We start from the raw sequence: 6,541 nt of genomic DNA, 5'->3' as shown, positions 1-6,541 counted from the left end.
AGCATCCCTGGAGGTCATGCAGTCCTTCAGCGCCGACGGCGGCCTCTCCTGGTCCCAACCGTCCGTGGCCGCCTCCGTACCGGGCAAGATGCCCTGCGAACCCTTTGTGTTTCGCGCCCCGGACGGCGTCGAGTTATGTTGCCTCATGCGCGAGAATACGCACAAAGGGCGCAGTCTCGTAATGTTCAGCCGCGACGAGGCCCAAACCTGGAGCGAACCCGTGGACACGCCGTGGGGGTTGACCGGCGACCGGCACATGGGGGTCTATGCGCCCGACGGACGGCTGGTGGTCGCGTTCCGGGACAGGGCGCTCGAAAGCCCGACGCTCGGCCATTTCGTCGCATGGGCCGGCAGCTACGAGGATATCCGGCAAGGGCGGCCGGGGCAATGCCGCATCAAGCTGTTGCACAGCCACGCCGGGGCGGATTGCGGCTATCCCGGCATGGAACTCCTCCCCGACGGCGCCATTCTCGCTACCACCTATATCAAGTACCGCGAGGGCGAGCACAAGCACTCCGTGGTCTGTACGCGGTTCAAACTGGAAGAGATTGACGCCATGGCAAGTTTCGCCGCCGGAGCCGGCGGAAAGGGAAGTTGAACGCGATTAACAGGAAGAGATGGGGCATCGGATGCGGCGGCTTCACCGCCGCAGCGCTGCTCTGGTACGCGTGGCATCTCGCCCTGGGGCCCGGAGGCCAGCACTTCGATTCGGCGGATGTCCGCATTCATTACACCGACGGGGGCCAGGGCGGCCCGGTGCGGCGCTCCGGGAGGAATGGAGGGAGGGCCTCATCGGCGGCGTTATGGCAATCGCCGCTAATGAACTGCTCGCCGTGCCGAATTTCGCGCGCCTGAACCGGGGCGGCGCTTCGCAGGTCTGGATTCTGGAAACGCTCTGAACCGCAACACGGTTGAAGACCGCGGTCTTCTCATATTTCTGGGCGCGGCCATCGTGGCGGGCCGGCCCGGAGGCCGGCGCCTTGACGGGACGGCTGGGTCTCCTTCTCCCCGGCGGTCCCATATCGCGGCTATCCGCCCCGGGCAGGTCAGGTTCTTCTGACGCCGCGTGCCGCCGGGGCAGACCCTTGCGCAACCCGTCCAAGTGGCCGGCCTCAAAGACCGCGGGAATCTTGCCGCGCTTCGACGGCTGCCCCCGGCTGCAGCGTGCAAAGATAGTCCGGCCCGTCTTTCGTAACATCGGGCCGGGTCCACGCGGCGGACTCGCCGCCAAAGGGGTCGCGGAGACGGAGCATACCCCCCTTGCCGGTTGTGACGCGCACCCAGACAGTCTGCCCCCGTTCCCGTTTCGCGGACACCACGAACGCCCCCTCCGCGCGCAGATTAAAGAAGGAGACATCGGCCCATTGAGGCGCCACCGCCGGGAACACGCGCACGCAACCGCCCCAGCTTTGCAGGAGCATCTCGTGCACGGCCTGCGCGGCGGCGAAATTGCCTTCGAGCGTGAACGGGCGATACGTGAAGTTGGAATGCGAACCGCCCTTCTGGTCGCCATTCAGGTGAAACCCGTTGGGTGAGAGGAACGCCTGTACGAACACTTCCAGGTTCTTCAGGGCCCGGTCCGGCTTGCCCGCCCGCGCCATCATGCATGACATCCACGAGAAGCTATAGCCACACCAATTGCGCGTCCCGAGCTGTTCGTTCTGGGCAAGCGAGGCGTCAATAATGCCGCGTTCCCGGTCAGACTGCTCGATGTTCAATAGCCCCAGCGGATGAATGGCCATCAGGTGCGAATGGTGGCGGTGCGATTCGCTCAGCGACTCGTCGGCGCTGAGCCGCAGCGGCCCGGCGCCCCCCTCGACGGCGAAGTCATCAAGCCGTCTCAGGGTCCCCTGCCACCGGTCAGCCGCGGTCGCGTCCTTCAATTCAAGCGCCATTTCCGCCAACGCCGAGAAATGCCACTTCAGCAGCGCCAGGTCGAAATTGCTGTTCGGCGTCAGCCATGCGCGCAGCGTGTTGTCGTGAATCTCCGGCGACGACGACAGCGGCAGCTTGAGCTTCCCGTTCGAATCCGGCTTGAGCAACTCCTCGTAGCACTCCCCCAAGGCCGCCAAATACGGGTACGCCCGTTCCGCCAGGAACGCCCCATCCTTCGTGTAGCGCCAGTGCAGGTAGAACGCCTGCGCCACCCAGGCGCCGTTCGTCGGGGACAGCGAATACTGACCCCACCCGCCCATGGCCTTGCCGTCCAGAGTCATCACGCCGGGAACCGCCGCGCCGGACGTCCCGTAGAACACCCGGGCGAATTCCCGATGCTCCGGCAGCAGGTTCCACATGAAATCCAGGAAGCACGCCCCTTCCTCGAAGTGGCCCGCGGCCAGGTACGCCCAATACGTCAACTGCGTGTTCAGGTCGTGATGATAATCGCCCTTCCATGGGGGCAGCGTCCCTTCATCCGCCGTCCAGACGCCCTGCAGCGGCATCGGCGGCGCGCCACGGCGCGATGCGGCTCCGTAGAAATACTGCACGAGGTCGTACTGCTGCTGGATAGCCCTGTCCGGCACGCGCACACCCGAAACCGACCAGAACTGCCGCCACCAGGCGGCATGCGGCGCCAGTCCGACATCGAATCCCTTCGCCAGTGCGTCCGCCACCCGTTTGCGGCCAAGCGCAAGCGGGTCCGCGTCCTCCTGCGACGACGTCACTGCCAGCCCAATCACGGCATTTCCTGCCTCCTCGCGAAGCCCGGCCACGACGGCGTACTTCAGCCCCAGCGCCGCTTCCTGTACAAACCAGGAGACCCCGTTCTCCGACCCGTGTCCGGCGGGCGGATAACCCAGTTGCTTCACCGCGTCGGAAGCCACCAGCCTGCACGCGGGCGCGGCGCCCGCGACACGAATCAGCGCGACCGGCTCGTTCGCGCTGAAAAAGACCTCCACCCCGCCCGCGGACGTCTGTACATGCCCCACGGCGCGGCGGAGGTCAAGCCCGAACGATTCCGCCTTGTCCCCGGCGCCCAACGTCAGTTCCAGCCGGCCCACGGGCAGTTTGGTCGGGTATGCGCTGTCGTTATAGGGCTCGTCAAACATCCGGCTCAGTTCCGGCTGGTTCCGCTCCGCGGCCAGGCGCCGCATCGTTGCGTAATTCCAGTCCGGGCGCAGCAGCATGTCGGGCCGGCGCAAGTCCCACAGGTCGCCCCGGTCCAGCGAGAGCTTCACCACATTCCCCTCGCCCCAGAGCAAGCCGCCCATGATTCCATTACCGAGAGGAATGGCTTCGTCCCACCGTGCAATCGGGGCCGTGAGGCACAGGTCGCTGGCGGGGTCCGGCCCTGACCCGTCCGGGTGCTCCCGCGATGTGTCCGTCTCCTGTGCCGTACCCTGCGCAAGCACCGCCTGCCCGGTAATACTCGAGAGCAGGCACACGCTCACCAAAACCGGCCCTGCTTTCACGGCCATGCCCTTTCCTTCAAGCGGAAACCGCTCTTATGCCGGCTTCCGGGCCAGGAATGCCCGCCTGCCTTCGCGCATTCTTGACAATCCGGCGGAACAAAGACAACTCCGTCGCGCCGCCGGAAACCGCGTCGTGACCGCTGTTTCACGTGAAGTTATGGCGCAAGATACCGGGGAAGGAAAATGCGAAATCTGGCGGAGAGGGCGGGATTCGAACCCGCGGTACGCTTTTGGCGTACACACGCTTTCCAAGCGTGCACCTTCGGCCTCTCGGTCACCTCTCCGGAGACGGCGCGATTATAGGCCCGAAAGCCGATGAAATCAATGTATGCGGGCCGCCGAATACGGCCCGATCGCGCGAAAAACCGGTTCCGCCCCCCCGGAATTACAGCATATGTTTCTCTCTGTCTATTTGAGCACTTGTTTCAAGACATGGACGGAGCAACAGGAGCGGGTCAGAATAAGCAGCCCGTCGACTTGGTTTACTCTGTAATTGCGGGAGACGCTCTCTCAGTCCTCGGTGAGAAAACAGGCGCAACGCCCGCATCCCCGGTGCGGAAGGCGGCAACTCCTTCCCTGGAGACACTGGCATGGATACAAGGGAAACACCCGACGCGAACATGCTCCGGACCATTCTGGATGCGTTGCCTTCACTCGCGCTGGTGGTCGACCATGATGTGCGGATCCAGGAGTACAATGAGGCTGCGGCGGAGTTCCTGTCGCTCGAACGGCCTGCCGTCCTCAAGCATCGGGGCGGCGAAATCCTGCATTGCATCCATGCGGCGGATGTCCCCGCGGGATGCGGTCACGGGCCGTCCTGCAAGGAGTGTGTCGTTCGCAGTTCGGTCTCGGACGCGTTCCAGGGCAAACGCATCACGCGCCGCCGCGCAAGGATGGAAGTCCACCGCGGCGCGTCTTCCCTCGAGTTTTACGCGCTGGTCACGGCGTCGCCTTTTCAATACCACGGGACGCCTCTCGTATTGCTCATCATCGAAGACCTGAGCGAGATCGTCGAACTCAACCGCTTGATCCCCATTTGCAGCATCTGCCGCAAGGTCCGTGATGCACAGGAATCCTGGCTGCGCGTGGAATCTTATTTCAAGGAGCATTGGAACCTGGATTTCTCGCACGGCCTGTGCCCCGAATGCTATGAGAAGGAACGTGCCAAACTGCTGAAGAACGGACCGGTCGCGCCCGGCGCCCCGCCTGGCGGCTGACCGGCGCCCACGCGCAACACCGCCTGTCGCGCCGGATACGGGTACCGTCAGCATGGCGTGACCGGCTGGTCCTGTTCTTCCCCGCTCCCGGGGATGACACGCAGACGTTCCCAGTCTCCTTCCGCAAACCCGCGAACGCGCACCCGGTAGTACAGGACAACCAGCATGCTCCAAACCGCATAGAGTACCAGGACACCGGGCTCCTCAAATGCGACCACTGCCGCGAACCCCAGCGAGAACAGGGCGGTCGCCCATGCGCACGCCGCAAGCAAGGGCCTCGGAAAGGTGATATAGGCGCGCGCATAAGAGGAAGGGAAACGCGACGGCAGGCGCATCGCGGCAAAGCCCAGCGCCGAAGAGATGGCAAGAATGCCGATGGCCGCCGCACAGCCAAAGAAATTCACGTCAAGCCCGGAAATCAGTAATACCGCGACAAAAAGAAAATAGACCGTCACGGCATGTTGCGGCGTATGCGTCCGAGGGTTCACCCGAGCGAGGAATCCCGGCAGCATGCCGTCGCGCGCCTGCGCGAAGAGTTCCCGCGGCAGCGCGATAGCCGCCGCGTTCAGCGAGGTCAGCCCCGCCGTAAGCGCGCCAATGTCGATGAACCGGACCAACGCGCCGGGCAGAAACCGGGCGGCGGATTCGCTCATGGCGCGGCGGGCGGCCGTTTCGGCGGCGTTCGCGGGCGCGGGCAGCGCCACATACACCATGCTCATAAGTATATAAATGCACGCGACAATCGCGCCGCCAATCAACAGCGCCAGCGGGATGTTGCGCCGCGCGTTCCGGATCTCTTCGCCCATTTCCGCGACCACCTGGAACCCCATGCACGTGCTGTATGCCAGCAATACGCTCATGAAGAAGGGTGCCGCGCCGTGGGGCGGCAATAGTCGTATCGTGACCTCCGCGTGAAACCACCCGGCCACGCCGTAGATTATCAGCGCCGCCACGAACTGCAGGGCCATCACAAGCTGCAGCGAAATGGCAAGGCGCACGCCGAACAGATAGATGCCGTAAAACAGCAGCAGCATGCCCGCCGCGATCCAGCTCGCAGGCAGTGACGGACCAGCATAGTGCTGCAGATAGACGCCCAGCGTAAGCGCCACGACCGAGGTCGACGCGGCGCCGCCCAACACCACCCAGAAGGATGTCATGACGCCCCAAAACGGGGACAGCAGCCGGCTCGAAAAGAGATAGCCCGCGCCCGCGCGCGGCAATGCGCCCGCCAACTGGATTACCGGGATCACGCCAATGAGGGAAATCACGATGGCCACAACGAACGACAGCCAGACCGCCGCGCCGGCTTGTGCGGCAATCTTCTCCACCAGCACAAACACACCCGCGCCGACAACCCCGCCCACGACAAGCGCTATCGCGCCCGAAAGCGTGATGCTCCGCTCCAGCCCGGCGCCTGGCATCTCAGAACCCGGTTTGCTCACGGCCCTATCCTCAACAAACGGCGCGCCGCATCCGCGCGGCACGGCGGCAGCCGGATTCTAAGGAACGGCACGACTCAGAACAAGAAACTGCGCCTGCCAGGAAAGGCCACAGAGACCTGTATAAAGCGCTGTGCGCGAATGAGATGGACGCGAGAGGGCGGTCCCATGGGCTCGCCATGTACTTGACGCCGTGCGTCCTCTTTCCCGCCTTCGGGGACGTACAAACGGAAATCCGCGCTCGAGTCCTCACATTGCCGTCCGCGCGCGTCTGTCAGCCCGGTCACGGCGCGTGTCCCCATGCAGACCAATTGCGCCAGAACGCGCCAAAACCCAGTCAAAGTCCGAACACCAAGTCGCGGTGCAGGCTCCGCGAAGAACAGAGCACAAGCAGGTTTGCGCGCATACGTGACCGCATTCCTGGAATGGGGCGCCTAGAAGGCGATACTGTAGCCGACGGCCAGCGCCTCGACCC

The 6,541-nt window shown here is 64.3% G+C and carries 4 protein-coding genes and 1 tRNA gene; 2 read left to right on the top strand and 3 right to left on the bottom strand.

From position 1 onward, the window contains the following. Positions 1-598: exo-alpha-sialidase (locus KA184_10295; protein MBP8129953.1), on the top strand; the 598-nt coding region annotated here is incomplete at its 5' end. Positions 599-1,112: 514 nt separating this feature from the next. On the opposite strand, the gene KA184_10290 is transcribed toward KA184_10295, so the two are convergent. Next, positions 1,113-3,416 carry a glycoside hydrolase N-terminal domain-containing protein gene (locus tag KA184_10290; protein ID MBP8129952.1) on the bottom strand — a complete coding sequence of 768 codons (2,304 nt, stop codon included), beginning with the start codon at positions 3,414-3,416 and terminating at the stop codon, positions 1,113-1,115. 187 nt (positions 3,417-3,603) lie between these two features. Further along, positions 3,604-3,694, bottom strand: a tRNA-Ser gene (locus KA184_10285). Positions 3,695-4,000: 306 nt separating this feature from the next. On the opposite strand from KA184_10285, the gene KA184_10280 reads away from it, so the two are divergent. Beyond that, on the top strand, positions 4,001-4,627 hold the full coding sequence (locus KA184_10280; GenBank protein ID MBP8129951.1) for a PAS domain-containing protein: 627 nt from the start codon (positions 4,001-4,003) through the stop codon (positions 4,625-4,627). Positions 4,628-4,674: 47 nt separating this feature from the next. Here the strand turns inward: KA184_10280 and KA184_10275 are convergent, their stop codons facing one another. After that, complete coding sequence (locus tag KA184_10275; GenBank protein MBP8129950.1) at positions 4,675-6,069, bottom strand: APC family permease; 1,395 nt, start codon at positions 6,067-6,069, stop codon at positions 4,675-4,677. Positions 6,070-6,541 lie beyond the last annotated feature (472 nt).

The organism is Candidatus Hydrogenedentota bacterium, assembly GCA_018005585.1.
GTDB lineage: Bacteria > Hydrogenedentota > Hydrogenedentia > Hydrogenedentales > JAGMZX01 > JAGMZX01.
Note: the sequence above shows the minus strand (reverse complement) of the source record. Positions and strands in the feature narration are given on the sequence as shown.